The organism is Natronococcus sp. A-GB1, assembly GCF_029688845.1.
GTDB lineage: Archaea > Halobacteriota > Halobacteria > Halobacteriales > Natrialbaceae > Natronococcus.
Genome location: NZ_JARUKW010000018.1, coordinates 55,486 through 82,102 on the forward strand (window position 1 = coordinate 55,486; position 26,617 = coordinate 82,102).

Sequence of the window (26,617 nt, forward strand, 5' to 3'; positions counted from 1 at the left end):
GGATCCTGCGTCACTCGGTACGAGTCTTCTTGCGTCTGCTACAGCTCGGCGTGTCGGTCAGAAAGCTCATGAGATGGTCTTCCTGGAGGATCCAGTGGAGACAGCAGCAAGTCGGGTTGCCGAAAACCATGATGCATTAGAGCCAGAGGTCTTTCCGGCGATTTTTCAGGATGAGCAGGTTGCAGGGTTAGTTGAAGAGTTTGAATCAGGGGGGTCGGTGATTACACCGAGACAGGTAGCTGACGCGTTTGATGCCGATATGTTGGGATCTGAAGTCGAAGCAACGCCAGAGGAACTGGTTGAGGAGTTTCTGGAGTATCTTGAACAGGAGATCGGGCAGCAGCCGGAGGTTGGGCGGAAACTGTTACTGTGTTATTCGCAGCGGATCTTCCAGTATGCCACCGAACTTCAGGAGGGTCAAGAGGAGATACTGTTCGACCTGCGGAAAGTAGCTGGCCGTGTCCATACCGAGAAGGGATATACGATCTTCAGTCCGATAGAGGACCGGTTCGCCAAACAGCTGGCCGGAGACCATCCCAAGGAGCGATACGATCTACCGTTTTACGGGAGGGAAGACGCCGTCGAGGATTTCTTTGAGTTCGTCGACTCAGATCAGGCCGTTTTCGTTATCAGTGGGCCTGCCGGCGTTGGAAAAACCCGGCTCGTGGTCGAAGCAGGGCTCCATATCCAAGCCAGTTATCCGAAGTGGCGGGTTCTGACGACAGATATCCATGCGGGAAACATCGACGACGGCCTCCATGAAATCGACTTCAACGATGAGGAAAAGATCATCTTGTTTATCGATGATGCACGGGATGTCGACCAAGTAGAGCGGCTGTTTGCTATCGCAGATCAGTACCGGCCAGATGTCAAACTGGTCTTTACGGAACGATCCTACTTCGTGCAGCCCTTACGAGAACGTGCGAACCGGTTTGCACTTGGTCATACGGTCTATGACCTTCCTCCACTCGATTCAGACAGCGTCAGGAACGTTCTCCGGGAATACTACCAGATCATAGACCCGCCGACCCAGGACTGGATTATCCAGGTAAGTGAGGGGCGGCCCCAGATCGCCCATCTGTTGGCCGATCAGGTTCGCCAGCAGGGATCGGTCGAAAAAGATCCCCTGGCTGACAGTGAAGTGCTCCAGTGGGTGTTCGATGATACGGTCCGGGACGTGACCGCAGCAGCAAAGCAGCGCAGTGTCGGCGATCCACAGAAAGCCGAAGAATATCTCCGGTACTTGGCTGCAGTAGGCAAGTTACAGACCGAAGATACGGCAATGGTGGATGCGTTTTGCGGGGCCATCGGAATCGACCCGGTTGAGGAGCCACGGTACCGCGCCATTTTGACCGAAACAACCGGATTAGTTGATACATCAGGTAGTCAGCTAACGGTAGAACCCGATGCGTTACAGGAATACATCGTCTATACCTCGTTCTTCACCGAAACGGGCCGCGACTACCAGGCACAAGTATTCGACGTGTTCAGCGAACACACCCTGAAAGAACAGATCAATACGTTACTCGTTATCGAGCATCGATACGACTGCCGGGACGCCGGCGCTGTCGTCAACGCCGTGGTGACCGACCACATGGATCAGATGACCGAGTACGGGTTGGCGGCGCGGACAGAACTTCTTCGCCAGTTCGAGATCCTGGGTGCAGCAAAACCGGTGTGGGGAATAGACCTGGTCCGGGCTGCACTCACCGAGGAACTCCCTGAAACAGACGACAGCGAGGAACTACAGCGTCGTCTCCTCAAAGCACCGAGTACAGCCGGGAACCTGTGTCTGGCAGCTATCTCTATTCTGCATAATGCCCTATCCCAGGAACCAGCGGCAGCAACAGAGCTGTTACTGGAACTGCACGTGCTCTACAGGGAACACAGCGGGATCACCGATGACATCACCCAAAAGCTGCGGCAAGAACTCGAGCCGGGATGGAGTCGAGACCCGACTACGCAGCGCCAGATGCTGTCCGTTATCAGCACCTATATTCACAACGAAGAGATTCCGCTCGAGATACGGCTGGAGTTGCTGGATCTCGTCGCAGCCCCGTCCCGGAGCCACGTCAATGATCACTTTGTGGACCCGCTCAACCCAGATGTGGTCCAACTCCGGCGAGGTCCTGTTCCAGTTACCGATGACCGCCAAGCCCTCCGCATGGATGCGGTTAACCTGCTGATCGAGGTTATAGAGAGCACCGATTCAGCACCCTTGCTACAAAAGGCAACAGAGACACTTACCGGGTTTTACCAGTCACAAGCCCAGCACTTCTATGAAACCGGAACAGTATACAATGCAGAGGAACTGACCCGTATCTATGATTTCGCGGTCCAGTACGTTGCGGGGGCAGATAATCTGAATTGTGTTGACCAGTTCAGTAATCTGGTGGAGACAGACCTGGCTGCTGACCTGGGAATCGAAGACCATGTTACGGGGCTTGAATCGCAGCTGACTCAGCACGATGGCTACCAGACCCTGCTCCAGATGAAACCTCAGAAGCGGCCACGAGACGAGCGGGGGCGAATGGAGGAACAGGAAGCCGCGATCAGAGAGTATCTTCAGGGGATTGATGTTACAGTCAACCGAGAGCTATTTACCACCGTTGTGGAAAACTACTCTGGCACATCGTTCCACCGCTTCTTTAGACTGCTCGGCGCGGAGTGTCCTACTGCGGGGCGAAAGCTGGTGAGCGGCGAAGAGTCGGGGTTACAGGACTACCATCCCGATATTGTGAGCGGGTTCTGTACGGCCCGTCCTGATGCGGGAGAAACACTTGTTCAGGAGTTCATTGATAACGGCCGGTATGACTTGGGCTGTGCCGGGCTACGGGTGCTTATCAACACGCGGCGGGGATTCGCAGTCAACCAAGTAGAGCAGCTGCTTCAGGAACATCAACCGTACTCAGTGGACTTCACGGTGAACATGGCCAATGTTCTGTACGGACAGTGGCAGGACCACCAGACATGGACGGAATCACAGCTTCTTACCCTTCTTGAGGAGACACAGTCATTGGATACTCAGGCTATAACCGCCCTTTTAGAAGTGCTTCCCTGTCGTGATACAACGGCGCTCCAGCACGTGGATGAAGCGATCATCATGGCAGTTATGGCCTATGCGGAGGAGCAGGACGGATTCAGTACCGCGCCAGGTACCCTTTCTAAGGTTATTGCCGAGGCAGCTGCCCGGTATCCAAAGCAGTTCGTCGAATTCTGTCGTGCGCGTTATGACCAAGGAGATATGGGCGGCTCCCTGTTACCGACGTATCTTGATGTTGATACGGCACGTATGCAACGCAGCGATGAATACGCAGCTGCCGTCGATCAACTGGTAACCCTCATCCTGAATCCGGACTACCATGCCGATCTGTATTCTGATCTCTTAACCGTGTTTCCGACGGACGATGTTACCACCGGGCTTATCGAGAGAATTCCTTACTGTGATGCGGCTCAACTTGCTGAAATCGGCGACTACTGCAAACAATTCACTTTGTCCAATGCGATTGAGGAGTTACTCTTAGCAGTTCTGACAGAGGGCGTCGAGGATCTCCAAGATGCCGATGACGTCCGTGCCAGTGTGCTCATCGCATTAAGTAATGATGGAGAGATGGGCATGATCTCCGGCGACCGGAACTCGACGGAACTCGAGACGGTTCGCCGCTGGCAGGACGATTCCAGTCTCCCGGTCAGTGTCCGCCGGTTCGCCGAGGAAGCCGAGCAGTACCTATTAGACGATATCAAGCGGATGAACCAAGCTTTCGACCGCTAGTATACAGAAGGACCGCTAATCGTGAACCCTCTGATCAGTCCGAAGGATACGAAACACCGTCTATCCCCAGTGATATCTCTGTAGCAATAATACCACGATGCAACAATGCCCTGGCACACTAAGTCAGTTGAGACAGTTAACACCGGGCACAGAGAGGAGACCGAGACCGATCGGATGTGGCGACGGATCAGCCCGGTACTGTACTATACGGTAAAACAGGTTGCAGACCAGTCGGATAACACGGGTAGGGCACCTGTATACCAGGGTGGGCACAGTCACCGGTGACACGCATAAACAGGTCGAAACATACGACCTACAGCTTCCGACACGAACGCTCGAAGTCGAACACGTAGTGCGAACCGATTGGGACGATCTGTACGATCCATGCCCCGTCTGCCAGGGTACCGAGTTCGATCACCTCCGGTACGAGGGCGGGCACTACGGTCACCACCAGGAGACAGTTGTCCAGCGGTCCGACTACTGGGACCAGCAAGGCAGCCTGTACACGGCCTGTAAATCGTGTGATGAAGTCCTCTACAAGAGTCCGGCTTATGATGTGCTCAGATACGAAGAAGCAGGTCTCCTCGAAGACAGTTGACAACCGTTAGGCCATGGCCGCTGTGAACAGTATGAGGGTTTGATAGGTGGTGGTGAGCGGACTCCAGCAGGTTGATATGGGAATGCGCGTAATCGATGGACGGTGAATAATTCGCGTGCGGTTCTATGTTCCGGAATGGGATGACTTTGTTGACGCGAACTATGATTTCATCCATGATGAGCACTCATCATTGGATCCCCGTGAGCGGGATATCGCGTATATCTGGGATATTTTCGATCATGAGTCAACACCGATTGATGGGGTGTTGATTTCCCGGGAGCAGGTTGAGGATACCCCTGCGAAGTTTAACCGGATCACGGAGAACGGGGTCTACGATGCACCCATGCTGGATCTCCCAGAGTGGTTGCCAACGATCAGTGACTGCGGTGCGTGGGGGTACAAGGCATTGCCGTTCCCGCCGTACGGCAACAAAGGGATGCTGGAGTTCTACGAGACACTCAATGTATCCGTCGGTGTTACGATTGACCATCTCGTACTCGGCAGCGGCCACACCGCGCGGTTGTACCTGGATGAACGGGCGTTCCCGGACGGGTTTACCGCCTCAGATATTCCGGACGCGGTCACAGACGAGATCGATGTGATGACCGATGAATGGCCGACAGAGTGGCCAGCGTACGTCCAGGAATATGAGCCATCGATCTGTAGCACCGGGGTTACCGAGTTCGATACGACCGTGTTTGATCAGCCGCTTCCAGCAGTGCTGACCGACCTTGAGGACCATCCGCACGCGGTCTACCGGGAGGACGATATGTCGTTCCGGTACGATCTGACGTTAGCAAACGCCGAGGAGATGAAAGAGCTCTACGAGGCAGGGAAGTATTCGTTCCGTCTGATGGTTGCGGTCCAGGGATGGGATCCACAGTCGTATGAACAGGCGACCGAGGAGGTCCTCGATATGGGCTATCAGTACCTCGGGATTGGAGGGGTTGCTGGCAGCTCCGAGGAAGCAGTCAAAGACTGCGTAGAATCCGTTGGACAGGCGGTGAAAGCGTATGAACGCGAGCACAACACCCGGGTCGATACACACGTGTTCGGGTTTGCAAAGACCGGTGCCTTCGATGCGATCGGGCAAGCCGGGATGTCCAGTTTTGACAGTGCCAGTATGCTTCGGGCAGCATGGACCGGCGGCGAAAACTACCATTTAGACGACACCCAACGATACGATGCAATTCGCATCCGTTATCCTTCAAGCGGAGACGACCTTGGTGATGCCGTAGAGACCGCACTTCGCGGACAGGAGATGCTGTATGCGTTGCGGGCGTTCGATAACAACAAATCGATCGTGGACGCACTAACGGAGTGGCACGAAGCGGCGATCCCAGCACTGGATCAGCTTGAACCGTACCTGAAAGAGCACCGGCACGATGACCGGTACGATCAGTCGTTGCTCCGCGAGATCAAAGAAGAACTGCGGACCGATTATGCGTACGGCCGGAAGCTCCGGTCCAACTTCAGCGGCAAGTTCCGTGGCCGGCTCGCGAAACTACTGCGGAAAGACGATCCGGACAGTCCACTCCCGTTCAGCCAGTACCAAGAGCTGATCGACCAGGTCAGAACGGTCTTCACCGATCGGACACCGACAAAGATTGAGAAGATCAAGGACAAGGAAACGACATCCGGCGAATACGGGACCTACAAGCAACTGGTACCCCTCTTAGAGGATTACGTTGAGCATGTTAAGGATGAGGACTTACTGGACGGATACAGGGATTTGTTGCGTCGACAACCATGGCGCGAGTGTGGGTGCCCGATTTGTGAAGAGCACGGCATCGAAGTCGCGACCTTCCGTGGAAACAACCGGAATCGACGCCGTGGCTTCCATAACACGCACCGGTTCTACGAGCAGTTCGAACGGGCGTTACCGAAGATTGCGGTCCTGACACGGGGCGGGGTCCGTCTCTCCCGGAAGGATTCGGTCGAAACGTTCCTCCAGGACGATCGAAACCGGTTGTGGTCGCAGGTCCACGATCTTCCTGTCGTGGAAATCGGTGCGGTCACCGCGAACGGAGTACACGAGTGGTGGGAGACACCGCCAGCCTCGATTTCGTTTGCACCACATGCGATGCAGGCAGTCCTCACAGACTACTGCACCCGGTACCAGACGGTGTACATCGACGGCAGCAACTGGACCCCGGATCAGGAACTGATCGATGCTGTTGAAGCGACCGGCTGTGCGGTCCACCTACTCACTGACCCGACCGAGTTACGCACCGCGGTACTTGACCAACTGGGCTACGACACAGAGTTCGCTTCGGAACCAATGACCCAGTCCGGGATTACGGACTACTAACCATGCAGATACTTATCGTCGATCAGTGCTCGAAAGCGAAAAAAGGCGACGACCGGTACGAACCAGTCGATCCGGAAACGATTGCTACAACCCCACGGACCGATCTCATCAGCCAAGATGATATCCCTGCGGTACCGGCCACAGATCTGTATGAAGGCCGGCAACAACAACGGATCACCGAGGCGGTCAACCGGTTCGAGGAAGCCGGTGATGCGGTGGATCGAATCTTTATCAGTGCCGGGTTCGGCGTAATCGATTCAACAGATCGGCTGCCACCGTACAATATCACGTTCGCGGATATGACGAGCACCGAAGTCGATGACCGGGCCACCCAACTCGGGATCTATGAGGATCTCCGCCGCTGCCTCGACACCGGGACATACGATCTGGTGTTTTTCGCCCTGGGCAGTGATTACTACCGGAGTGCCCGGATCGAAGACCTGATCGAAGCCACGACGGATGCCCCCAGTATCGTAGTGTTCAACCGCGAAGAACTGGCCGCAGAGTATGACCATGTAGTATCCATCTCGGCCCGAACCGACGACGCAAAAGACCATGGAACGATCGTGATCGCGCTGAAAGGACAGTACCTGAAAAACTTCGCTGCCCACCGCGAAACCGGGAAAACACCCACCGAGACCGGCGATGTGAAACGGTACTGTACGGAAGATCCCTACCAGTCCGGTCTCAGCGACTACTAACACCGATAACTGACAGTCGGCTCCACTGAGTAACACGGTGTTGGATCCATCACCTTAGACGACTTACTTGTCTCCTAACTAGGCATTTTATTACCTGGCCCAGCTTAGCCGAGCGCATCCGGCATGCTGTACCGGCAACAAACACTTGAGACACCGCACGGGACCGTTGAAACACCGGTCCTGTTCCCGGTCAGGAACATCGGGAAACGGTCCACGGACAACACCCCCCAGTACACCGATGCTGTCCCGGACCTGCAGACCGCAATGGTGAATACGCGCGCGATCAGACAGCGTGAATCACAATGGCACCGTCTTCTCGATGGGAGCACGATCCGCGGTGAAATGGGGGCCTCGCCGGATACCGTTGTCTTTGCCGACAGTGGCGGCTATGGTTTCCAGACGGACGAGGTAGATACCACGCCCGAACGGATACTGGAAGCACAACAGGAACTTGATGCAGATATCCTGGGAACAGTCGATCGGCCACTGTCCCGGAATAACCGGGATGCAGAAAACCAGCACCGGATATCAGAAAGCACCGAGTATGCGCTTGCTGCAAGTGATCACCACGATGGGGAGGAACTCCTGTTTGCCAGTGTCCACGGGTTAGACCCGGAGACAGTCAGAAACAATATCAACTATTTGGAGAACCACGGTGACTTCGATGGATACGCTTTGGGGAGCCTGGTCCCGGTCAGAACGGACTACGAGAAGGTCATCCGGTTGGTACTGGCAGCACGACGGACGACAGAAAAGCACCTCCATGTGTACGGGCTTGGTGGACTGGTGTATCAACCGTTATTGCTGTATCTCGGGGTGGACAGTTTCGATTCAACCGCGTTCATCCGCAGTGCAGCGAACCGAAACTATCTGATTCCTGGATTCGGCGGGCAAGAACTGTCGACGGTCACAGACCTTGCGTACCTGCCGTGTTCCTGTCCGGTCTGTTGTGATACGCCGCTATCAGAACTGCGTGAGGACCGCGATGCCTTGACCAAACACAATCTTTGGGCGCTCACGATCGAACTCCGGCGGTTCCGGTACATGGTGACCGCTGGCAAGGACATCGAGACGTACCTGGATCTTCGGTTCCAGGGAAACGAGGTCACCCAGCGAGCGTACCAAGCCGCAAAACAACAGGTGAGACGGTTCGTATGAGTGACGAACGGCCAACAGTCCGCCCAGTAACGCTTGCACGATTGGTTGAGGTCACAGATGCCTGTCTCGATAAGCCACAGACCAAAGCAGCTCTGGACCAGCAGTTCGATACGACCGATCGGCGTCTCCGGTCGATCATACTGGAAAGCCTGCGACTTGGTCTCCTCCAGTCACCCGCAGCCGCACCCGGTGAAGAAGAGGAGCCAGAGCGGTATGTAACAACCAGTGTTGGGAACCGGTTCCATCAAGCGGTGGTCAGCGAGGACTGGCAGCAGGTAAGCTCGATCCTGGAAACACGAAGCCCGCATTACGGTCTGTTCATCACCGTACTGGGCGAGGTCCAACCAGCGCATCTGGAGACGCTTCTGGAAGCACTTGGAGCACGGAACGACCATGCGCCGTACACGTTCAACCAGACCGGTATCGAGGTCGTCGGTGACTGGGCTGAACGGTTGGGAACAGTCCAGCGCAACGCTTTCACCGGGGCATACTACCTCGTTGAGCGGTCAACACCTCCGCCTAATTTCCCGTACGTTCTGCTCTCCGTCTTCGATGAGTTGGAGGCACAGGCCGGTGTCAAACTGTCCCAGCGGTATGTCTCAATCCCACAACTTAGAGAAGAGCTGTGTGAACACACCCGGTGTGACCGGGCCGCCTTTGATACCGGTCTCACGGATCTGGTCAGCCAGAACATCGGGAAACTGGAACTGCTGGGAGCACCGACCGACACCGGTGCAAAAGACGCAGAATTAGGGATCAAGCAGATCCGACTGGCAGACGACGACAATCTGGTCACCACCACACATTCGACCGAACAGGTCATGGAAGGCGTCGAACAGTACGGGAAACGATACTACTACCTGGCAGTTCACGATAAGACAATCACCTTTGACCCAGACCCATGAGCACCAGCTTCACCATCACGGATGAATCGCGCGATTATACCCGGTACAGTCTTGAGGAAAACCCGTTCCCGTATAGTCCGGTTCCCGCAGAAGACCCGACCATCTACTGTGGACAGGACCATGTTGTTGAGGCGGTAAGCGATACAGTCTCAACGCTGCTCAGTACCGGGAAGTCAAAGCACTTGGTGGTGACCGGGAAGTACGGGAACGGAAAGAGCCATACACTGAAATATGCCCGGTCATTGGTCCGAGACCGTGAAGATGTCGTCGTCGGGTACGTTGCCCAACCTGGCGACGGGTTTCACGACATCTATCATGAGTTCATGTACGACATCGGATTCGACCGTGTACAAGAACTCGCATACGAGTATCTGGCCCGGATCACACGGGATGAAACCGATCGGAATCCGATCAGCGGCACAGCCATGCAGAACTTGATTGATGACGGAGATGTCCTGTTATCAGATATTGTGCCTGCCGCGGTTCAACGGTTGAGCGATGTCACGAAGTTCGCTGACTTTGCCCGGGCAATGGTCCATATGGTCTACGAGGATACGAATCTGTACGCCTGGCAGTGGTTGACGGGTGAAGGCATCCGGTACGAGCAGCGGAAGACCATGGAGATCCATACCGCCTTGGATGACGATACGATGACCGTCCGAGCGTTCACCTCGTTCAAGAACCTGCTGCAGGACCTCGGATACATCGGTGTGTACGTATTCATCGATGAGTTCGAGTCTATCGCCCAGTTATCGGCAAAAGAAAAGCAATCGACCCTGAACAGTATCCGCCACCTGATGGACCAGAACAGCTCCGGATTGAGCATCCTGTTTGCCTGCGCTCCCGAGGTTTGGCAAGAAGTGATGCAAGAGTACCACGCGTTCTCCGAGCGGATCGGGCACGAAGTCGCTTTACGGCCGTTGACCGATGACCAACTCTACGAGCTCGTAGAAAGCTACCTGGATACCGCACGACCCGATGACCAAGCCGGGCTGGACCCCTTTACTGAAGACGCACTCCAGGTCGTCCTCCAGCGGTCACAGGGTAACATCCGGCAGGTCCTTTCCATCTGCAGCCGCGTACTTGACGAGGCAGCCGATAACGAGAAACAGACGGTCAAAGATCAGTTAGTCCACGAAACGCTTGAAAAGCAGTGACTCAGGGGGAGCGTAGTGAATTAGTTAGATTGACTCACTGAAAGAAGGAAAGATCCGAGTCCGTTGAAGCAGATACAGAAGAGGCAGTTACTGAACTGCTTAGTGAAACTACCGGTACGTTACTGAGGTGCGGCATCAATCATCGCATCGTAGAGGTACATGAACGCTTGGACGGGTTCGCTTGTCATATCGACACAGTACCGTTGGGCGTTTCCGACCTGATCCGCGCGTTCAATAAGACCGTATTCAAGGAGGAGTTCCTCGTTGTTGTAGAAGGTTTGACGGTCAACCTTGGCCTGTTCTGCGATATCTGCAACGGTTAGTGGAGCACCTGCTGCATCAACCAGGATGAGCAGGATCCGGAGATTTGCCGGCTTGTTGAAAACTTCAATAATGGGTTCTTCTTGGAAAACCCGGTCCGGATCAGTTGTTATATCGATATCACTGTTACCCAGGTCCTGTGGTTGATCGGGATTGTTAGGACACATAGTCCCTACCATGAGGCCTGGGTTAGAAAGTCTTTCGAACTGCTTCGGAAGTCTTGCGAAAAGAGTTATGCAGACATCGGACCTAGGTTAGATTGGGCGAGGAACAGCTGTAGTTGAGTTAGACTTAAAGAGCCCACAACAGGTAGTTAAGAAGCTATACGATGTGCCGCGGAATTCCGGTCAGCGATCCAGGTTCCGGAGGGCGATCGGGAGTTCCTCTTCGGACATCCCGTGTTCGAGAGCGAAGTCCCGTGTCAGGCGACGCATCTCAGCATCATCGTCCGAAGCCGCTTTTACCGTGCTGGACGCAAGGCGGATGAGTGGTCCGCCGTCAGCGTCCGCGATGCCTTCAACCGCTCGGCGTACCTCGCCGAGTCTGGCATCTGTTACTCCTTGCACGGCAACAACTTCGACACTGGCGGGTAATTCACCACGCTTGTACAGCTTCCAGGCCTTAATCGCGCGACTCGCCCAAATTCGGTCGGTATTATCCGTCATTCTATACACCTCAATTCGCCAACGGGGGATTTCCCTCGTAGCATAGTCATCTCTAAGGACCCCTCTTTACAAAAAGGTTTGGATTACTCACCTTATTGGAGGGGCTGCTAAAGTAGTCCTCCACTACTACCCTTCGGCCGAGGCATTATCTCGGTAATCACATATTTTCTGCTACGGCAGTTCTCGCAGTTCGGATCGAGATAAGCGGGTAATCCAACAAGAGTTAACGCGGTCTGCTTATCGAACCAACCTGGGATAAGGCCGGTTGCTTATCTCGCAGCGTGGGGAAATGATTATGAGGTCAGGCCAATAAGAGCCCTATGTTAGGGAACTAAGCCGCCCAGACAAAACACGAATGTAATTATGAGTGAGAAAAATAACGCTAATGAAGCCGAGCTGGGTGACGTCTCGTTTCAGCCATTACCAAATATTATCACGGCGTTTTCTGCAGATGCGTCTCCGTTCGAGGCACTTGCAGAGAGTGTCGACAATTCGATTGACCACGTGCGGTCGCGGGCGTACGAAGGGGAGGACCCGCAAGACGACTTAGAGATCAGTATCACGTTTGATGTTGGGCCAACGCCTGCAGAGAGTAGTATCGCGATTGAGGACAATGCTGGCGGCGTTAGCAGCGAAAACCTTTCACGGTTTTTTCAGTGGGGAGCATCAGTAACTGCACCGGAGTCAATCGGTCGGTTCGGGGTAGGTGCATCACGGATTGCAGCGCTCGGTGAGCGGATTATCTATCAGTCACGAAGTCAGAACCAGGCGGTGGGGTACGGGTTCGAAGTGAACGTTGCAGAAATGGAGAACCATGAAGGAGACGTCACTGAAGACACATATACTGCCAACCGAGAAACCGTCGAGGATCTAGAGGAAGGACATACACGTGTCATCATCCGAGACCTAAAACGGTCAGTGCCTGAGATCCTCGGTATCGATACCAACTCTGCCGTTGATGAAGAACAGCAGATTCTCAACGATAATGTTGCTGAAGAGGAATGGCAGACCGCTATCGAAAAGTTTGCCAAGCAGTTCGGTGACTACTTTGAGCGATATATTACGGAGGGAGTCCAGTTCGACGCAGAGTATTTCCGAACAAGCACTAAGCAGATTGACGTCTCAATCGATGTCCATTTAGAGGATAATGGGGTTTCACTTACAGAAGAGGCTTCTCCACCCAGGGAAATTGATTACTCGTATCTCCCATTTGACTCGTTAGGTCCTCGCCGGTATGAGGGGGTCCCATTCGATCAAGATGATGAAACCGCCCCGGAGAACGCATCGATCCGCGCAGATATCGAGGTCGGGTTGATGTGTAAGGCGGACAGGGACCAATCCGGCCTCACGATTCTCGCCAATAACCGGAAAATCCTGTCCCGGGATACCAGTAATCCGTTGTTCTCAAGTGACTATCTTGGTCGGTTCCGATCGGAGTCCGGTCATGCCCGGTTGGTCATCGAGGTCTCACTCAGAGGAGAGACAGAGGAGATGCCGATTAATAGTCTCAAATCTGATCTCGATATGAATTCTCCTGTGGCAGAGCCGCTTCTCCGTATCGTGAAGAACGCTGCGAAGCAGTACCGGAAGCAGACGTACTCAAGTATGCCGGATTGGATTCTAAATGTCTACAATCAAGAACACTCGTTTGCTGCGAACAATGGGGAAGTTGCAATCTTTGATAAATCGGATTCAACAACGAATTCTGCCCGGTTCCGGAACCAGCCAGGAAGTAGCGGAAAACGGGAGTTCGCGGAGCGTGATCGGCTGAGAGCAATTGTGAAGGTACATCAAGCACTGCGAATATCTGATGAGAGTCCGCTTCTGCCCAAAGAAGTAGCAGCGTATAAACGGTACTTCAATTCGGAGTACCAAGAGGAGGTAGACGATCTCGAATTTGCGTCTGAGAATCCAGTCGAAACGGAGGGGCCAGAACTGGACTGGGAGGAAGTAAGCATCACTGCAGATGCGGACAAAATCTATCCAGTTAGTACAGTCATCCAGATGGCGAAACAGCACTCCAAGGCTGGCGGCCGTATTGATGAGGGAGATGTGCTGGAGTCGTGGAAAATTCCGCGATACCAGGAGGAACTCCGGAAAAGATTCGGAGTCCAGGATTTGGATGAGGCAGATATCGAAGTATGGGATGAGCTGCCGGAGAACGTCCTAATTGAGGGCGCTGTAGACCTTGTGGACCAGCTAGAGTGGGTGCCTGATAAGGAGGATATGGATGAGCGAGGAATGTACCCGTCCGAGCTTTATATCGAACGATTTGGGTCCTGGGAATCAGTGCTGGTATCGATAGGAGCCATAGACACGCCAACAGAGGAGGAAACACTAACAGAGACAGATAAGACAACAACGGAAAAAAGCACAGAACGAACTCCAGCAGACGGTCAAGCACGTTCAATGAGCTCCGTGGATAGCAGCGGACAGTCTCTCGACACGACAACAGAGTCAGTAGATGCATCAACGGGCAGCAGTGAGAGAACTACACGGACTTCATCTTCAGTCAAAGGTCCCGGAATCGCAACAGAAAGCGGATACTATCGCATTCCAGAGGAAGACAAAGAACTGCTCGAAGATGTGTTAGGGATTACTGAAGAGTCGGATCCAGAAGAGGCATGGAAGTCACTGAAGGCAGTATTGGAATGGTATCAGCAGGTGCCAACTCCAGAGTAGGCAACATCTTGGTAGAACCTTTGCTGAACACCCGCTACGGTCGGGGTCACTGGAAGACTGAGGCAGCACCAGTTAGAGGGACCGCATTGTGAGTCGCTTTTCAAACTCGTCTTCAGTCTGTTCGCGGATGTATGCCCGGACGTCTTCACGATTTTCTTCGAGGCCGAACTCGTCGTCGAGGACATCGAAGGAAAGTGCATCAAGGAGGTCGATAATCAGATCGACGCGACGGTCCTGGAGTGTATCGTAGGTCCAGAGCGAGTTGAAGTAATCCGTGAGGTCCTGGTCGATTTCGTCTCGTTCCCCATTGTCAACTGCTTCTGCCTGAGTTATGAGTTGGCGCAGCTTATCCTCGTCAATATCGTCGTTTTCAACCGTGAAGTACCGGTTGACCGGGATATCCCGGAACCCGGACAGGTCTTTGTAGTACTGGACCATCTTTTCTGCCAGCGGCCGGTCACTTGCACTCAGGTTGTCCACATCACGGAGTAAGAGGAAGTTCCCGATATCGTCGATGAACCGTTGTTCGAGGTATTCTTTGATCTCGTCTCGGCGGTCGAGTTGTTCGTCCGAGAGGGCAGCCTCATCGGTTTGGGCAAGTTCAATGTACTCTTCGACCTCGTCAACAATTTCGATAGCATCAGAGTCGGTTTTGAAGAATTCCTTGGGCCAGGTGGCATCACCGGAGCCCCGAACCAGGTTCCGGGGAAGAATATGCTCAAGATGGATGTTGTCCATTTCTAGTTCTCGGGAGATCGAACTGACATTTTCTCGGAACTGCTGGTTGGAGATCTTCGCGAAGAGGAGTTTGGTGTAGGTAGTATCCCAGGACTGGGATTGGGCGATGATATCGGCAAAGCCGTCAGCAAACAACTGGGAGGAGTTCGACTGAACCTCTTCAACGAGGAACTTCCGGGTCTGTAGGTACGGGTTCTCTCCTTCGGTGTCTTCACCGTCTTTGAACTGGTGGGTGCCATTGACGAAGATGTTAGCGAACACATTGGGATTCGCATCAATAAGCAGCCGTCGGGTGCTGAGTTTCTCCACGGTATCCAATAACCGGTAGAACTGCTCGGCATCACCTTCGGGATCGTTCGCCGTATAGTAGTAGGTATAGAGGATCAGTGGGTACCACTGCGAGGTCCCGAGCTCATCAAGCCGGATCAATATCTCCTGGCATTCGTCCCGGTACTCCGATGAGATATTCAGTTCGTTGTCCTCGACCTGTGGTTTCGTGATATCCTCATAGTAGGGAACGTATTTTTCGGCCTTGTCAAGGAACGATCGGGCGGTGGAGAGGGTGTTGAATCGCGGGGTGACATCTGAGTCGATGTTCCGGGTTGAAAACGCGTTGATGAGTTCGGAGCGTGCATCCGTGGTTGAGGACACTTGTTCCTCGACGATGCTCAGATAGACGGAGAGATAGCCTTCGATCTTGTTGCTGGTGCCACCAAATGCGGTGACGATATCCTCCCATTTGCCGATGTATTCGTCCCGGTCGGTTTCTTCGAAGAAGGCGTTGACGACCGTTGCCCGGATACGGTCGATTTTGGTCAGTTCAAGCCCGCGGTCGTTGAGGATTTCGAAAACCCGCATCCGGAAGTCTGGTTCTGCTTCTCGGATCTCGAAGCGGCCGACATAGTAGGATTTCTGAAGGTAGTTGTTGAGGTTGACCAGGGCAATGATTTGGCGGTCGGGATCATCGTCCTGATCGATCAGTCCCTGGATTTTGTCCTTGTAGAAGTTGTAGGCGTTGAGCAGGTTCTTGTTCGATTCGTAGACGGGAATAAACTTAGAAAGGACGGCCTCATCCGGATCGGCTGCTTCCACTATGTCCTCATCGATATCGAACTCGTCGATAAGGCTTGAGATCTTTGTGGCCTCGCTTTTGCGGCCATCGATATATGTCCGGTCGTCCGATAGCAAGTATTCGATCTGGGCCTCATCACCGCGGATAAGGACATCGAAAAATTCGACGTCATGCTTGTTCAGGCGAAGTGTTGTTCGCTGCCCGCCGAGGACGGTTGTCTCGTATAGAATTTCCTCGATCTGGTTGATGCTGTTCTCACACAACCGTTCAATCGTATCGTTACCAAATTCGTTCGTTGCACGGAGCCGATAGAACTCCTCCAAGATGGTTCGAAGCAGAATATAGATCGTGGTAAGCCGTTGCTGGCCGTCGATCACTTCCAGGGTGTTATCATCGCCTTTGACTGCGAAGTACATCGACCCGAAAAACACGTCAGAAACGTTTTCCTGCCCGCTTAGCAGCTCTGAGTCGACAAAATTTTGGATGTCAGACCAGATCTGGCGGTGCTGCCGTTCCTGCCAGGAAAACAGCCGCTGATACTCCGGGATCTCAAACCGCCAGTTGATCAGGATCTCGTCGACCGATTTCTTATCGATATTGAAATTGAGTTCCGTGATTTGGTTCATCACCTGGTAGTCACTGACAGTATCGACCTCGATGTCCCCAATCTGCTCGTAATCAATCAGAGTATTGAAGAGAGTGGGCGGCTCGTTAGGCATGTTCCCCTCTGTCGTGTACAAGTAATTCAAATTGTCGAAGAAAAGAGAACAGTCAACCCTCCGATAATTTGGGGCCTCTTTGAGGTAAAACCCAGAACACTGGGCAACGGAAACATCGACTCTGCGTAACAACATACCTCTTTACAGCACGTCTCTCACCGTGCCAAACCACCGCCGACGGACACAGCAGCCGAACATACCAGGACTCATCCGATTTGCTGCGCGGACGGGGATTCTGGACGATACACAGGTACAACGCCTACTGGCAGCAGCAGTTGGATCAACTACTGACCAGCGCCTACAACAGTTACAAGCCGTACTGGCAGCCAAGGCACTGCAGCAGCACCGGCAACCGTTCGAAACGCAGTCCCGGCCTGTCTCACCCGTAACGGACCAGCTTTCGATAGGGATATCGATCACCGGCAGCCGGTTCACACTGTCGGAGGACGAGCTCACTCAGCACGTATTGGCGATCGGGCAGACCGGGGCCGGGAAGACAACGTTGTTCTACAATGTGATGGACCAGTTGTCGGTCCCGTACTGGGTGTTCGATCTGAAGCAGGATTACCGGCATCTCTGCCAGCAGGACAACGAGTTGCTGGTAGTGCCGTGGACGGAGCTAAAGTGGAATCCGTTGGAGCCGCCGCCAGGTGTTTCGTTGCGGCGATGGGCGCAGGTGTTCAGTGAGATGCTTGGGCATGCAACGGCGTTGCTGTCCGGGTCGAAGAACTATTTGATGCGGCAGATGATCGAGCTGTACCGGGCGTACGGATTGTTCGACCGGAGGAAGCCGCCGTACCCGAGTCTGCACGAGTTACAGCAGTTTATCGAGACAGATAAGATCAATTACGTGCGGAAGACGGCGAACTACCGGGATACGGTGTTGAACCGGTTGGAGGCGATGACGCTGACCGCGGGCACGATCTTTGACTGTAGTGAGGGCTACCCGGTAGAGGAGTTGTTGAAACAGAACGTGGTCTTCGAGTTCGATGGATTGGGCACGGATCTGCAAAACTTTCTGATGGAAACGTTGTTCGCGGCGGTGTACGAGTACCGGGTTGCGCAGAATCAGCGGGGCGGCAGTTTGCGGCATGTGTTCTTCTTGGATGAGGGCAAGCAGGTGTTCAGTGTGTACAAGGAGCGGCAGGATGCGGCGGGGCTTCCGGCAGTTGATATGTTGACCGCGAAGATGCGGGAGTTCGGCGAGGGATTGGTCGTTGCGGATCAGGAGGCGACGAAGCTGACGGACAGCATCAAGGCGAACACGAAGACGACGGTCCTGCTGGCGACCGGGGATGCCACCCAGTTCCAGGACATCGCCGCAACAATGGCTCTGTCCGACCGACAAGCGAGCATCGCCCAACGACTGGGGACTGGGGAGGCCATCGTTCAGACTGGGAACCGTGAACCCTGCCCAGTCCGCCTCGATAACTACGAGCTGGAGAAAACAGTGTCCGATACACGCCTTCGGAAGATACAGCAAGCTAAGTGGAACGCATTATCGTGGACACCGCGTGACCGGCCGGATACGTTCCTACAAGAGGCCACCCCAACCGACGGGGAGTCCACAGAACCGGTGATCCCGGACGAATCACAACCCGATATCGCCCTATCGGATGCAGCAGACCACCTGCTAACAGACGTTGTAGAACGGCCGTTCGCATTCCTCACCGAACGCTACGACCGGTTCGATAACGTCTACCAGGGGAACAAGGCGAAAAACGAACTCATCGAGACCGGGCTCGCAGACGAACAACCGGTCACCGTGGACGGGGGAGTCCACAAGCTGTTGGAGCTGACCGAACAGGGCATCGACTACGCAAAGACCGTACTTGAACTGGACCCAACCCATCGGGGCCGCGGCGGGATCGTACACCGGTACTGGCAGCACCGCCTCGTCCAGTTGTTCGAAGATGCGGGATGGACGGCCAAACGGGAACTGTTCGATGCGGATGTCTACGTCAACATGGCCGAGACCGAACTCGTGATCGAGGTCGCAATGGGCAACAACCAACGCGAAGTCGACCACGTCCAGCAACACCTTGCCGAAGGGTTCGATGCAGTCTGGGTACTCTGCCGCGACACAACGGTGAAAACGGCATTGGAGCAACGACTGGCAGACCAGGACCTGTTAGATGAACGCGTCGTAGTTAGGACAGTTAGCGAGGTATGCAGTGGTGAGAACACTGCGATTTAGCAGTTAGGGCAATTCGGGGAAGCCGAATTAGGTTCTAGAAGAATACCAAAAGAACAACCGGTGAGCATAGGCGAGAGTTATCAGGTAATCTTTTCTATCGTCTATGCGATGTATAGCGTATGCCTGATGATCGGCTCTCATACAGTACAGATATTCGCAATGAGGATCCCACCTCGGACCACCAGGGCGCGTTCAAGCGAGGATGGCGGGATGCTGACAAGGGAGAGGAGTATATCGAAGATATGCACGAAGAACTGACCTGGCACAATCTTGGATGGCGACTCGGTGTCTTATTCGGTGAGACATCAGACGAATTGAAACAGGAACTATTTGAGTGGTGCAAGGCCCAACAAAACAAGCGATAAACCAGCACTCCATACTAAAGAAGCTGCCACCGGTTCCTGATTCTATACGAGATTTCGCATCAGTCTCATCGCCCTCCCAATCGAAGCCAGGATTTGTGGTATAAGTTCCAACGGACACCGGTATGCTAGAGTCTCATACGGATTTAAAAGTAGGTCTCCGTGTTTCCGTTGAAACCCATATGAACGAAGGTGTTGGGAACCCAATATAATGTACAGGCTCTCTACGGCTGTTTTTAAGCCCCGAGCGGGCATTGAACAGACCGTACAAAGCCTCTACATCGGAAGTGGGGGTGAGACCCCTGCAACCGAACCGTGGTGTTCCCCAGCAGCTTCGATGATGCACGCGGTGAAACTACGGTATGTCAACCACACAGTACGTCGATGTTGAACGCACCCTGTCAAACCTGTCTCAAACCGATCTGGCCGACCAGGATATCGCAGCGATCACCGAGTTCGTCGATCACTGTGCGGCCGAAGGCCTCAGCGAGATCCGGCAAACCCGGCTTTCCTCCGCCTTGAAAAGTATCCTGGAGAATATCGCCCCGGACGAGTTCCATCTACCGGAAGCAACCGAACCAGAGCTCAAACGGGTCGTTGCAGCGTTGAACCGGAGTGACTACAAGGCCTCCAGCATCCACACGATGAAATGTGCCCTCAAAAAGTTCTACAAGGTCGAAAACGGCGGGCACAACGAACCGGAGAAAACCAAGTTCTTCGCCGTCGGGAACCCGGATACCACCGTCACCCAAGAAGACCTTCTGACCGACGACGAACTGAAACGGTTGTTCCGGAGTTTCGGTAATCTCCGGGACCGGGCACTGACCATGGTTTTCTACGAATCCGCAGCCCGTATCGGAGAGGTCCTATCCCGCAACATCGGGGATTTTACCTCGAACGGGAACGGCGATTTCATCCATCTCGAAGGCGCAAAACAGACCCCGGATCGGACCAACCAGCTTGTCCGGTCCGGCCGGGTACTCCGGGAATGGCTGGTCCAGCACCCATACGGCGGCGAACTCGGGGACATCCAGGACCCAAGCGCCCCGCTGTGGGTGAAAACCGAACAACACCAATGCCGCCACTGCGGGGACATCCCACACCACCATGATGAGACCTGTCCGTACGACCCGGACCTGGCAGACCGGTTGACCTACGGCGCATACTACCGCCGGTTCCAGAAAGCCTGCGAACGGGCAGAGATCCCGGAGAACAAACGCCGGCCGTACAACCTCCGGCACACCCGGTTGACCGAGGTAGCCACCTTCATGGGCTACGAGCAACTGAACAAGTTCGCCGGCTGGAAACCGGGCAGCGACCGCGCCAAAGTATACGTCCACCTCACCAACGATGATGTCAACCAGACGATCCGCGACCAGTACGGGCTCACCGGAGACAAAGATACACCACGCGATGTGAACTGCCCGTTCTGCGATGCAACCAACCAGGCCTCCTACAGCGAGTGCCGGACCTGCGGCCGCCCACTCGCACTGAAACAACAAACCCAACAGAAGACGGATCTAGAGACACTGGAACGATTGAAAGAACTGGAAGAAAAAGGAGTGTTGGACAAACTGGACCAACTCGATCAGATTGCAGAGTGACCAGGGGTACCACTGGAGCGTATAGGTCATGCCTCCAGCGGCCATTCTTTCTTTTTTATTCAGCAGATGACACTGCCCGGTACAGTTTCTTTACCAGGTCTTTGGCCGGCAGTAGTATCCAGAAGACCAGTGGCGAACCGACCATCAATACGAACGCAAAGAAGACAGGTGCCATGAGCCAGGCCCCTTCTCCATTACCGAGGTCAGCAGATATTGCTCCAAGAGCCCCGAATGGTAGCGTCCCCATGAAGATGAGAAACCCGACTCCAAGACCGGCTACTCCGTTCAGGAATCGCCCCATATAATAGATAATAATTTTGTCATTTATATATCCATAACATAATTTTTGCAGTGTAGAAAGGCGCATCGGAACCAGGGCGTTCCTGGACCGCATTAAGGACGCATCGATATCCGTGGAGGTGATGAGCCGGTCCCGTGAGATAGTAGAAGCCGAAGCGTTGCTCGAAGAAGTCGCGGCCTGGTCAGATGACCGCATAGAACGCTTGCCACGATTGTACCAGGAGAAGGCTCGAGAGTACCGAGAATTAGCGTCTTCTGAGGAGATATAGGAAGGCTCTGTACCGTCTAAGACTTGTATAGAACCTACTGGAAGTCGGTGTAGTGATCGCCGGTATACGGGTGTTCGTCCATGAAGCGGATGCTGTCGATGCGGGTGTCGGTACTGGAATGTTCGAAGTCCCAGCCGATGTCTTCTGATTGGCCGGTGTCTTCAGCGCTGGTTGAGGCCATCTCGTTACCTGTTTCAGGGTCGTACATCCAGAAGTAGATGTGGCCGTCCGCCCAAAGGGCAACGAATTCGTAGTAGTTGTTAGGGTCATAGCTGCTGTCGATAGATGTTGTAGATAATCGTTCCCACGGGTCCCAGCGGTCGTCTACGTATTCCCATATCTCGAGTTGATCGTCGGTGGCCCGGTAATCTACTGTATAGGAGGTATCATAGTTGTTACCGTGGTTAAAGTCCAGGATTGGCCAGTCGTCTCCTTGCCATCGCCATACCAGGAACCGGCCGTCCTCGACGAAGTCTTCTCCGGGGGCATCCGCCAGCAGGAAGGCCTCGCTTGTCGTGACGTGTGCGGCGTATCCCCGGTCTGCATCGCTGTCTGATACGGTGGTCCAGTCGTTCAGTTCAGTATCGTCCCATGCATCCTCGTTAAATGTACCCGCGGCGAAGGTATCGATCAGGGTGTAGTCGACGGTGGTGAGGTCTTCGGCCCGGGTGGTGTCGATGATGTGGTCCCAGAACGCTACTTCGCCGATCTCCCCGGTGAACGGGAAGTCGGTGCGCCATGCGTCGTAGCCGAACGCAAGTGGATCGGAGACGTGTTCGGGTTGTGTGCCGTCCATGCTGCTGGAGCCGAGGTAGTCGCCGTTCAGTGTCAGGTGTTGTTCGTCGCTGGTGAAGTCGTGGGTGACCACGATCCGGTTGAGGCCGCCGTCGTTCCCGTCCTCGGCGAGGTCGACGAACGTGTAGTCGCGGCCGGTATCGGTCTCGACTTCGGCCCAGAGATTGCCGCTGTCCGTGATGGCGAGGGCGTACTGTCCGGCGGTACCGGATGAGAGGGAGACGCCTTTCGCCATAAGGGTCTGGTGGCTGCCAATGGTTTCGCCGATGAACTCCACGTAGTAGCTGAAGTCGTCGTCAAAGTTCAGGGAGTCATCATCGCCGACGTCAACGCCGTCTGTCTCGTCTGTGAATTGCAGACCGACATCGGTCACAAACTCCGGTTCTGTGATCCAGGAACCATCACCGATGGTCCCGTCCAGATCATGGTTGCCATCATCGCCCACCGTGTCGCCGCTCCCTTCATCTATCGGCCAGTAATGCATCACCTCATCCGTCAGATGCGACACAACGATACTGGAAATCATGTGTGTTAACGTGCCGCCGGGTTTGATCAAGACGCCGCTCTGCCAGCCGATATTCAGGTAGTGATTCTGGAAGTCGATGCCGAGGACAGCGTCAGCCAGGATTGTGACGACTGATTCGTCTTCCACGTACACATTCTCGGGAGCAGCGGTTTCCTCTTCTATTGTACAGTCCTTCGTCACCACCCAGTCACCGCTGTCTGGGATGTCACAGGAGAAGTCGGTTTCGAATGAGACAGTTGCCTTGGTGGTGTCACCGGTGGTACTGGTCGCATACACGGCAAGGTGGTGACTACCCTCCTCAAGATCGTCCAGTGTTGTGTTAGGAGAGAACGTAACGTTCGATGCATCGTTCAGGCTGTACTGCCAGGTATCGATAGAGTCGTCCGCGGTCACTTCCAGGGGGATGGTACTGGTCGAGTAGGTCGTGTATTCGGGGCTGTGGATGCTGACGATGGGGCCATCAGGTTCCTCCCATTCAACCGTGATGTGGCCGTGGTCACCGTCGTCACTGGGGTCACCTCCGTCAGCACCGGTACCGGTTGTATCGATGCTTTCGGTGTCTGTCCGGGCCTCGGCGTCACCGTCATCACCATCATCGTTTGCACCGTATCCGCCTTCTCCGCCAACGATACCATCTCCGCCGTCTCCGCCTTCATAGTCGGTATCAAAGAAGTCAATACGTGCGCCGCCGCCACCGCCACCGCCGGCAACCAGCAGATCGTCATCAGAAGATGGGTCAACAACAGCAGACATGCCGCCGCCTCCACCGCCTATGTAATCATCCCCATCCTCATCTGCTGACGGGGCGTCTTCACCATCCACGCGCCCCCACCCGCCTTCGGCCTGCTCGGCGTTAGTGCCGTAGTCATCGCCTTGGCCGCCCTCGGCCACGTACAGGTCAAGATGTCCATATCCTGAGACATCGATGGTGGCCTCGATCATGCCGCCGGCACCACCTGATCCTGGGTTTTCATCCTCGTCTCCGCCACCACCGCCCGGGCCTTCAACTGTGAACGTAGCTTCTTCGACGCCGTCAGGGACGTCCCAGGTCTGGGGTTCGTTGTCCGGGTCGTACGAGAATTCTTCCTGTTCTTCTGCTGCCGCAGCAGGGAAAAAAAGGAGGAGTGCGGTCAAAAGCAGGAGTGTGCGAACCGACTTGTTCCGCATCGTCATCACCTAGCAGTTCCCGAAACAGGCGTCGCCGGACGGACGGAATTCGATGTGGCTCGCGTTGACGGTGGCCGGGTCAAGATCTTCGATGTCGACTGTGGTGTTTGTGATGGTTTTCACATCCTCAGTGGGAGGTGTCTGTGTGGAGGCTGTATCCGGGTGACTGGGGTCCGTAGAGTCTGTTTGTAGCATGGTCCAGCCAACGGCGGAGCCAAGGACGAGAAGGATACCGGCGGCCAGTAGCGGAAGTTTTCTGCCCGGGGCAGTGTCTCTGGCCATGTGCCTACTCACAGTATTAATGATGCGTATATTTGTTTATATATGTTGTCCAACGGCTTTTGTTGGCTAGTGAACTGTGGGGAGGAGTAACCGACAACAGGCAGTGGTTCGCAGTGCGTGGGTGTGGGGATGGCGTATGTCGATTACGATCTGTGGGATGGGCAGGATGCGGACCTGTCCTGGACGGCCGTCGCACAGTTGTTGGAGCGGTCGCAGTCCCGGGAGACCGATCGGGTGGACGCTGAGTTGGACCGGATTGACCAGCAGTTGGCTCGGCGGGATCGGATTCATACTGAGATCGTGGACGAATTGGAGTGGGAGATCGAACGGTATACCGCCCAGTTGGAACGGTTGTACCGGTCAACGATCGGGACTCAACACGGAGAACGGACAGCGATAAAAGACCGCTTGGTACGGTTACAGCAGGACCGGCGGGAGGAGCAGCGACGGCACTGGCGGGACCGGCAAGAGTTAGAACGGGAGCGTCGCGATCTGCTGCGGGACTTGGCGGCGATCGAGGACGAGGATCTGTCAGAGCTCCTGTAACGGGGTGAGATTGAGTTCTCGGGTTTTGCCGTGGGTGCCGCCGTAGTAGTAGGTGACTTGGATCAGATTCAGCAGTTCAAGGTGGACAAGATAGTCGTTGATCCGGCGGATCGTTAACGGGTCGATGCGGTGCTCGTGACAGTATTCGGTATACCGGGTGTAGACGGTCCCGGTCGTAACGGTGGTCGAGCCGGCGGTCGTGTCCTCGATCGTGGTCAACAATGCGTGGTGGTGCCAGGTGAAGTCCGCAAGCAGATCGTCCCAGTACCGGTGTAAGGCGTCTGTTCGTACGGTATGAAGCGTGTCTGCGGTGACCGGGGTATCCCGGTGGGTGGCACATTGTAGCCAGTGCAGTGCCAGGGACAGGTTCGTTGTCGTTTCTGTAAGATAGGTGAGCGCCTCGGTGGTGACCGCATCCGGCCCGCAGACCGTGTCAACCCGGTCACCGAGGATATCCGCTGCCTGCGGTTCAGTATACGGAGGGACAGGGAGATGATGGGGCCGGAACGTGCTGTAGGTACGTTCATCAAGGACGGTCTCAAGTGTAGGATGGACGGCGCTGATACCCACAAGGTATAGTTCAGTCTGGTCAAGCCGGGAGAGAAAGTAAAGCAGGTCGTTGCCGTTGTTTTCCAAGAGGAACGCAAGATCGTCGAGGACAACGAGCAGCGTGCCTGGAAGGACATCGGCGAGACGACGCTGGAGGTGGGCTGTATGATAGCCCGGGTTGAGGTCGTCGTCAGTGATCGCGGTATACAACCGGTTCAACACCTTGTACTGGGTATCGTACCGGCGGCAGGACAGATAGTAGGTCGGCGCAGTACAGGCGGGCAAGGCATCCTGGACGAGCAGTGTTTTTCCGGTGCCACGAGGACCGGACAGGTAGAGATGCTGCCTCGGTGGCATCACCGCGTGCTGGAGTACGGTCTGGACATCCGAGCGGTGAGCGATCGTCGATGGCCGTATCCCGGGATCAAACGAAACATCATGGTCCGTAGTCATCAGTACCAAGGGGTACAGACCACGGTTTCACCGGTTCGGAGAGGCCGTGTTTCCGTTGGCTGCCCAGTAGCACGATCCCCAGCACACCTTTTTAATATCCGCCGTCTTTTCCGCAGGCAGCGGCCTACTACACGGAATATCACAGAAGAGCCGGGTGCGGGGATGTGAACCGGGTTTATATGTGTTCTACCGCCGTATTCATGCGAAACACGGTCTCTCTATCCTTTTTTGTGGGTTTCAGATGACGGTTGCCTCTGTAGCGATGTTCGACGACCCGGATCGCCAGCACCAGCTGTTCCGCGCGGAGTCCACACTCAGTACCCGGTATACGCCGGATACGATTGTCGGCCGTGATACAGAGATTGACGCACTGGAAACCGCACTGGCACCACTGACTCGGCGTACTGTCCCGGAAAACGTGCTGGTGTACGGACCGGCCGGGGTTGGAAAGACCACGACGGTCACGCATGTCTGCGAGGAACTGGAAGCAGACACCCGGGTACGGACCGCAGCGATCAACTGCTGGCAGTACAATACGCGGGCAGCCCTGCTCAGCCAGCTTCTGATCGAACTGGGGTATCCGGCTCCACGGAAAGGAAACCCGGTTGATGAACTGCTGCGAACACTCCATGAGTGGGTGGCAAAACACCAGTCACTTGCTATCGTCCTCGATGAGTTCGACCGGCAACGGGCCCAGACCGAGATCATCTACGACCTGTACCACGTGAGTGCGGACGTCGACAACGAACTCGGAGTTGTTCTCATCTT

General features: G+C 54.8%; 20 protein-coding genes. 13 read left to right on the forward strand and 7 right to left on the reverse strand.

Annotation, left to right across the window (positions count from 1 at the left end; translation table 11 throughout):
• The first annotated feature begins 94 nt into the window (after positions 1-94).
• The 7 genes from QA600_RS18550 (at position 95) to QA600_RS18580 (ending at position 10,602) form a co-directional block, all read left to right on the forward strand.
• Positions 95-3,772, forward strand: a complete 3,678-nt coding sequence (locus QA600_RS18550) for an ATP-binding protein (RefSeq protein ID WP_278293416.1) — start codon at positions 95-97, stop codon at positions 3,770-3,772.
• Between the two features lie 265 nt (positions 3,773-4,037).
• Entirely contained in the window at positions 4,038-4,370 is a 333-nt protein-coding gene (locus QA600_RS18555) for a hypothetical protein (protein ID WP_278293417.1), read from the forward strand.
• Between the two features lie 190 nt (positions 4,371-4,560).
• Positions 4,561-6,681: a queuine tRNA-ribosyltransferase tRNA-guanine transglycosylase gene (locus QA600_RS18560; RefSeq protein WP_278293418.1), complete on the forward strand. Its 2,121-nt coding sequence runs from the start codon at positions 4,561-4,563 to the stop codon at positions 6,679-6,681.
• Positions 6,682-6,683: 2 nt separating this feature from the next.
• Entirely contained in the window at positions 6,684-7,382 is a 699-nt protein-coding gene (locus tag QA600_RS18565; protein WP_278293419.1) for a hypothetical protein, read from the forward strand.
• A 123-nt stretch (positions 7,383-7,505) separates the two neighbouring features.
• Positions 7,506-8,540 carry a tRNA-guanine transglycosylase gene (locus QA600_RS18570; protein WP_278293420.1) on the forward strand — a complete coding sequence of 345 codons (1,035 nt, stop codon included), beginning with the start codon at positions 7,506-7,508 and terminating at the stop codon, positions 8,538-8,540.
• The gene (locus QA600_RS18575) at positions 8,537-9,445 is read left to right on the forward strand and encodes a hypothetical protein (RefSeq protein ID WP_278293421.1); all 909 of its coding nucleotides are present in this window, start codon (positions 8,537-8,539) and stop codon (positions 9,443-9,445) included. The genes QA600_RS18570 and QA600_RS18575 overlap by 4 nt, the downstream gene beginning before the upstream one ends.
• A complete protein-coding gene (locus tag QA600_RS18580) occupies positions 9,442-10,602 on the forward strand; it encodes a BREX system ATP-binding domain-containing protein (protein ID WP_278293422.1) in 1,161 nt (386 codons plus the stop codon). The genes QA600_RS18575 and QA600_RS18580 overlap by 4 nt, the downstream gene beginning before the upstream one ends.
• 119 nt (positions 10,603-10,721) lie before the next feature.
• Here the strand turns inward: QA600_RS18580 and QA600_RS18585 are convergent, their stop codons facing one another.
• Together QA600_RS18585 and QA600_RS18590 are read right to left on the reverse strand one after the other, a co-directional pair.
• Positions 10,722-11,090, reverse strand: coding sequence for a helix-turn-helix domain-containing protein (locus QA600_RS18585; RefSeq protein ID WP_278293423.1), 369 nt, complete (start codon positions 11,088-11,090; stop codon positions 10,722-10,724).
• Between the two features lie 180 nt (positions 11,091-11,270).
• On the reverse strand, positions 11,271-11,588 hold the full coding sequence (locus tag QA600_RS18590) for a hypothetical protein (RefSeq protein ID WP_278293424.1): 318 nt from the start codon (positions 11,586-11,588) through the stop codon (positions 11,271-11,273).
• Positions 11,589-11,951: 363 nt separating this feature from the next.
• Between QA600_RS18590 and QA600_RS18595 the strand changes: the two genes are divergently transcribed.
• Positions 11,952-14,270, forward strand: coding sequence for an ATP-binding protein (locus QA600_RS18595; RefSeq protein WP_278293425.1), 2,319 nt, complete (start codon positions 11,952-11,954; stop codon positions 14,268-14,270).
• A 72-nt stretch (positions 14,271-14,342) separates the two neighbouring features.
• Here the strand turns inward: QA600_RS18595 and QA600_RS18600 are convergent, their stop codons facing one another.
• Entirely contained in the window at positions 14,343-16,799 is a 2,457-nt protein-coding gene (locus QA600_RS18600; RefSeq protein WP_278293426.1) for a DUF262 domain-containing protein, read from the reverse strand.
• A gap of 466 nt (positions 16,800-17,265) precedes the next feature.
• Between QA600_RS18600 and QA600_RS18605 the strand changes: the two genes are divergently transcribed.
• The 3 genes from QA600_RS18605 (at position 17,266) to QA600_RS18615 (ending at position 20,962) form a co-directional block, all read left to right on the forward strand.
• Positions 17,266-18,996, forward strand: coding sequence for a hypothetical protein (locus QA600_RS18605; protein ID WP_278293427.1), 1,731 nt, complete (start codon positions 17,266-17,268; stop codon positions 18,994-18,996).
• Between the two features lie 119 nt (positions 18,997-19,115).
• Positions 19,116-19,361, forward strand: a complete 246-nt coding sequence (locus QA600_RS18610; protein ID WP_278293428.1) for a hypothetical protein — start codon at positions 19,116-19,118, stop codon at positions 19,359-19,361.
• Between the two features lie 359 nt (positions 19,362-19,720).
• The gene (locus QA600_RS18615; protein ID WP_278293429.1) at positions 19,721-20,962 is read left to right on the forward strand and encodes a tyrosine-type recombinase/integrase; all 1,242 of its coding nucleotides are present in this window, start codon (positions 19,721-19,723) and stop codon (positions 20,960-20,962) included.
• Between the two features lie 55 nt (positions 20,963-21,017).
• Here the strand turns inward: QA600_RS18615 and QA600_RS18620 are convergent, their stop codons facing one another.
• The 3 genes from QA600_RS18620 to QA600_RS18630 all read right to left on the reverse strand — a co-directional run bounded on the left by QA600_RS18620 (position 21,018) and on the right by QA600_RS18630 (position 24,301).
• Positions 21,018-21,263 carry a hypothetical protein gene (locus tag QA600_RS18620; RefSeq protein WP_278293430.1) on the reverse strand — a complete coding sequence of 82 codons (246 nt, stop codon included), beginning with the start codon at positions 21,261-21,263 and terminating at the stop codon, positions 21,018-21,020.
• 302 nt (positions 21,264-21,565) lie between these two features.
• A complete protein-coding gene (locus QA600_RS18625; RefSeq protein ID WP_278293431.1) occupies positions 21,566-24,019 on the reverse strand; it encodes a hypothetical protein in 2,454 nt (817 codons plus the stop codon).
• Between the two features lie 9 nt (positions 24,020-24,028).
• The gene (locus QA600_RS18630) at positions 24,029-24,301 is read right to left on the reverse strand and encodes a hypothetical protein (RefSeq protein WP_278293432.1); all 273 of its coding nucleotides are present in this window, start codon (positions 24,299-24,301) and stop codon (positions 24,029-24,031) included.
• A gap of 129 nt (positions 24,302-24,430) precedes the next feature.
• Here QA600_RS18630 and QA600_RS18635 point away from each other — a divergent pair, with 129 nt between their 5' ends.
• The gene (locus QA600_RS18635; protein ID WP_278293433.1) at positions 24,431-24,847 is read left to right on the forward strand and encodes a hypothetical protein; all 417 of its coding nucleotides are present in this window, start codon (positions 24,431-24,433) and stop codon (positions 24,845-24,847) included.
• Here the strand turns inward: QA600_RS18635 and QA600_RS18640 are convergent.
• Positions 24,833-25,849 carry an AAA family ATPase gene (locus QA600_RS18640; protein ID WP_278293434.1) on the reverse strand — a complete coding sequence of 339 codons (1,017 nt, stop codon included), beginning with the start codon at positions 25,847-25,849 and terminating at the stop codon, positions 24,833-24,835. The genes QA600_RS18635 and QA600_RS18640 overlap by 15 nt on opposite strands.
• Positions 25,850-26,090: 241 nt before the next feature.
• Between QA600_RS18640 and QA600_RS18645 the strand changes: the two genes are divergently transcribed.
• Positions 26,091-26,617: AAA family ATPase (locus QA600_RS18645; protein ID WP_278293435.1), on the forward strand; the 527-nt coding region annotated here is incomplete at its 3' end.

Coding starts and splice junctions, on each gene's coding strand:
- QA600_RS18565 (WP_278293419.1), top strand. CDS start 6,684: ATGCAGATACTTATCGTCGATCAGTGCTCGAAAGCGAAAAAAGGCGAC.
- QA600_RS18570 (WP_278293420.1), top strand. CDS start 7,506: ATGCTGTACCGGCAACAAACACTTGAGACACCGCACGGGACCGTTGAA.
- QA600_RS18575 (WP_278293421.1), top strand. CDS start 8,537: ATGAGTGACGAACGGCCAACAGTCCGCCCAGTAACGCTTGCACGATTG.
- QA600_RS18580 (WP_278293422.1), top strand. CDS start 9,442: ATGAGCACCAGCTTCACCATCACGGATGAATCGCGCGATTATACCCGG.
- QA600_RS18585 (WP_278293423.1), bottom strand. CDS start 11,090: ATGTGTCCTAACAATCCCGATCAACCACAGGACCTGGGTAACAGTGAT.
- QA600_RS18590 (WP_278293424.1), bottom strand. CDS start 11,588: ATGACGGATAATACCGACCGAATTTGGGCGAGTCGCGCGATTAAGGCC.
- QA600_RS18595 (WP_278293425.1), top strand. CDS start 11,952: ATGAGTGAGAAAAATAACGCTAATGAAGCCGAGCTGGGTGACGTCTCG.
- QA600_RS18600 (WP_278293426.1), bottom strand. CDS start 16,799: ATGCCTAACGAGCCGCCCACTCTCTTCAATACTCTGATTGATTACGAG.
- QA600_RS18610 (WP_278293428.1), top strand. CDS start 19,116: ATGCCTGATGATCGGCTCTCATACAGTACAGATATTCGCAATGAGGAT.
- QA600_RS18615 (WP_278293429.1), top strand. CDS start 19,721: ATGTCAACCACACAGTACGTCGATGTTGAACGCACCCTGTCAAACCTG.
- QA600_RS18620 (WP_278293430.1), bottom strand. CDS start 21,263: ATGGGGCGATTCCTGAACGGAGTAGCCGGTCTTGGAGTCGGGTTTCTC.
- QA600_RS18625 (WP_278293431.1), bottom strand. CDS start 24,019: ATGCGGAACAAGTCGGTTCGCACACTCCTGCTTTTGACCGCACTCCTC.
- QA600_RS18630 (WP_278293432.1), bottom strand. CDS start 24,301: ATGGCCAGAGACACTGCCCCGGGCAGAAAACTTCCGCTACTGGCCGCC.
- QA600_RS18635 (WP_278293433.1), top strand. CDS start 24,431: ATGGCGTATGTCGATTACGATCTGTGGGATGGGCAGGATGCGGACCTG.
- QA600_RS18640 (WP_278293434.1), bottom strand. CDS start 25,849: ATGACTACGGACCATGATGTTTCGTTTGATCCCGGGATACGGCCATCG.